Genomic DNA, 3,319 nt, shown 5'->3' with positions numbered 1-3,319 from the left:
CAGTGCTCCAGTCCGCCGCAGCTCCACGTTCTCGCTGTCGTCCTTGCCGATTGGCGTATCCGCCGATATGGGATTCGGCGCAAGCAGCAGAAGCTCCCCGCAGCGGCGGTCGGCCTCTGCCAGATCACCTTCCAGGGTTGTCAGCCGGACGTTCAGCTTCCTCACCTGTTCCTTAGCCTGCTCCCCGGCGGCAGCATCGCCCTGGCGCAGCAGCCGCTCTACTTCTTTGGTCAGCCCGTTGCGTTCTGCCCGGTGCTGTTCCGTTTCGCGGCGCAGCAAACGCCGCTTGTTGTCCCACGCCAGCAGCTCATCCAGCGGGAAATCAACTCTTTTCCACACCGCCGTATTTCTCACAAGTTCTTCGTTCTCCCTAATCCAGTTCATGTCCAGCATGCCGCATTCGCTCCTTTTTGTCTTAAAAAAATACAAAAAACGCCCTCATCCATGGGACGAGGAGCGTCAGCTCGCGGTGCCACCCAGGTTGACCGAACTCCAGAAATACAGCTACACTGCGGAATCCGATCCTCTTTGGTCTTCGCGGTAACGGGCGAAACCCGGTAAACTTAGGGAACAAAGCATTGCTCCGGTCGCAGACGCCTCACGGTTGGATGCCGGTCATTGGCCTGATTGGGATGTAGGTTTGCCGATCATTATATCCCAGAAATCTGACATATGCAAGGGCTCCGAATCTGCCAGCAGCGTAGATCAAGTTTGACAATAATCCGTCTTTTTTGATAGGATTATTACTAATTTAAAGTAATTAAGCCTGCATTAAATGGCATATTCTATTCATAACCAGAAGCGGAAGAGGTGTAGAAGTGGCCAAAATAGTTGTAATCAACGGAACGCCATCCCTGGTATCACGGATTAACGCGGTCATCGAATATGCAGAGGAGGATCTGCGCGGGCGCGGTTTCGAAGTGGAGCGGATTAATGTAGCCGAGCTGCCGGCGGAGGACCTGATTCACACCAAATTCGAGAGCGAAGCCATTGTCAAAGCCAATGGGCTTGTAGCTGAGGCGGACGCGGTAATCGTGGTTAGCCCGGTGTATAAGGCCTCTTACACAGGCGTGCTGAAGACCTTCCTTGATCTGGTTCCGCAAAAAGGCCTCGCCGGCAAAATCGTGCTTCCGCTCTTCATGGGCGGCAGTCTCGCGCATCTGCTGGCAATTGACTACTCGCTGAAGCCGGTGCTGTCCGTACTCGGGGCACGTCATATCCTGGGCGGCGTATATGCGGTAGACTCCCAGGCGGTGCGTAACGATCAGGGTGTTGTTGAACTGGCTGAGGAGCTCAAGCTGCGCCTGAACAGCGTGCTGGAGGAGCTGGCGGAAGAAACCGCGCATAAAGCGGCGCGCAAAGCCGGAGAGTAGCTACCCCAGCAACTATCGACGTGTGAACATAACAGTTGAAAGCCACACACTGCCAAAAATCCGTTGATTAGCAAACTCAGCAACCAGCAACGAGTGAGTAGAACAGACAAAATCCCCAACCTGCCGGAAATCCGGCGGTACGGGGATTTTTCACGTGCCCATATATTAGTTGGAGCTGCTCCGATTATGATTCTATTGCAATGTGTGCAGCAGAATCGTTTCCTCGAGCGGTGAAATTGGATTTGATTGCACTTCGTGCAACAGAAAGTAGCAGAACATGCCCCAAACGGCCATTTGCCAATAATCTGCTGCAAAAACTGCAACAGATCGCATATTCAAGCCGGAATTGGGCAAATCTGCTGCACGAAATACAACAGATTCGCTTTTCCCATGAGACGAAGACGATTTCACCTCACCTTGTGCTATAGCGCAGCATATTCGCGCCAGCGCAGCGGCTCTTTTTTACAAATCGTCAAATCCGTTGTCGTCGCCGACCTTGCCGTAATTGCGCGATTTGGCTTCGAAGAAGTCCGTTTTAGTCGCGTTCAGCGCCTCATCCGAGAAAGGCTTGATCCACGGCATGCAGTTGACGTCTACGCCCTGGTAGGCTTTGTCCAGGCCCATCAGGGTCAGGCGTTTATTAGCGATGTATTTGATGTAGTCGCTCAGCNCGTTCATGTCGATGCCGCGTACGTGGGTCAGCGTGTAGTGTCCCCAGTTGGTTTCCAGCTCTACAGCGCGGTCAATGGTACGGTAGACGTAGTCCATGTTCTCTTTCGTGTTCAGCTCAGGGAAATCGGCCAGCAGCTGCTTAAACACTTCCGCAAAGAAGTAGCAATGCTGATTCTCGTCACGCTGGATGTAGGAGATCATCTGGCTGGTCGCCATCATTTTCTGGTCACGGGCCAGATTGTAGAAGAAGGCGAATGTGCTGTAAAAGAAAATCCCTTCCAGGATGAGATCGGCCACCAGTGCGCGGAAAAAGGTATCCTTCGACGGCGCGTCACGGAACTCTTGATAGATATCGGAGATGAACTGGTTACGCTCCAGCAGCACCGGATCATGCTTCCAGTATTCAAAAATCTCCTTCTGCTCGCTGTCAGACACAATCGAAGAGAGGACATAGGAATAGGACTGGTTGTGTACAACCTCCTGCTGTCCGATGATCGCCGAAATCGCTTCAAGCGAAGAGTCGGTAAAATAACGCTTCACGTCGCCGACGAACATCGTCTGCATCGAGTCCAGCACCGCCAGCAGCGAGATATTGATCTTGAACACACGCTGTTCTTCAGCTTCCAGCTGCGGGAACTGCTGGGCATCCTTGGACATCGGGATCTCGTCAGCGATCCAGTGGTTAAGCAGCAGTACCTTGTATAGCTTGTACATATGCGGCATGCGGATATCGTTCCAGTTCAGAATCCCCGAGCATTCCCCGTCAATGATGCGGGTCGATTGGTTCGGTGCTTCCGTATTAAAAATCTTTTGTAATTGCATTCAGGTTCCCTCCTGTAATTTGACTGAGCTAATCTTTCTGTGGTGGTTTGCCCATAAAAACGGTGATGGAGTCACGGAGAGGAAGTTTGGAGCTGTAGGAGCGTCAGCGTTCGCCTTTGTCTGCGGATTTCAACCGTGAATAACGGTTCAAATAAAGAAATCTGCAGACAACAGCGACCGGAAGCCCAAACATTCCTCGCAGTGACGAACAAATCACCGTTTTTCTGTTCAAGGCACTAAGACAATTAGCTCGCGCAAGATTCACACTCTTCTATGGTCAGGGCACGGCTCCGCACATAATACGTTGACTTCAGTCCGCCCTTCCAGGCGTTCGGATGCAGCTGCAGGAAGTCGGTCGCCTTAATGTCCGGCGTCACGTACAGGTTGAAGCTCTGTCCCTGATCGACGTGGCGCTGGCGGGCCGAAGCCATGCGGATGGACCAGTTCTGGTC

The 3,319-nt window shown here is 52.6% G+C and carries 3 protein-coding genes and 1 pseudogene; 1 reads left to right on the top strand and 3 read right to left on the bottom strand.

Annotated elements, in window-relative coordinates; translation table 11 throughout:
* Nucleotides 1–393, bottom strand: a pseudogene (locus tag AQR02_RS25195) (serine--tRNA ligase); the annotation flags it as partial.
* A 425-nt stretch (nucleotides 394–818) separates the two neighbouring features.
* Between AQR02_RS25195 and ssuE the strand changes: the two are divergent.
* Nucleotides 819–1,373: an NADPH-dependent FMN reductase gene (ssuE, locus tag AQR02_RS25190; protein ID WP_054943138.1), complete on the top strand. Its 555-nt coding sequence runs from the start codon at nucleotides 819–821 to the stop codon at nucleotides 1,371–1,373.
* A 462-nt stretch (nucleotides 1,374–1,835) separates the two neighbouring features.
* Here ssuE and AQR02_RS25185 read toward each other — a convergent pair whose 3' ends face one another.
* A complete protein-coding gene (locus AQR02_RS25185; protein ID WP_054943137.1) occupies nucleotides 1,836–2,867 on the bottom strand; it encodes a ribonucleotide-diphosphate reductase subunit beta in 1,032 nt (343 codons plus the stop codon).
* Between the two features lie 245 nt (nucleotides 2,868–3,112).
* The coding region (locus tag AQR02_RS34860) for a hypothetical protein (protein ID WP_245237727.1) at nucleotides 3,113–3,319 on the bottom strand (207 nt) is incomplete at its 5' end.

The organism is Paenibacillus ihuae (assembly GCF_001368795.1).
In the GTDB taxonomy this organism is placed as follows: domain Bacteria; phylum Bacillota; class Bacilli; order Paenibacillales; family Paenibacillaceae; genus Paenibacillus_AQ; species Paenibacillus_AQ ihuae.
The sequence above is the reverse complement of the archived record's forward strand: the minus strand, read 5'-3'. Positions and strand labels throughout refer to the sequence as shown.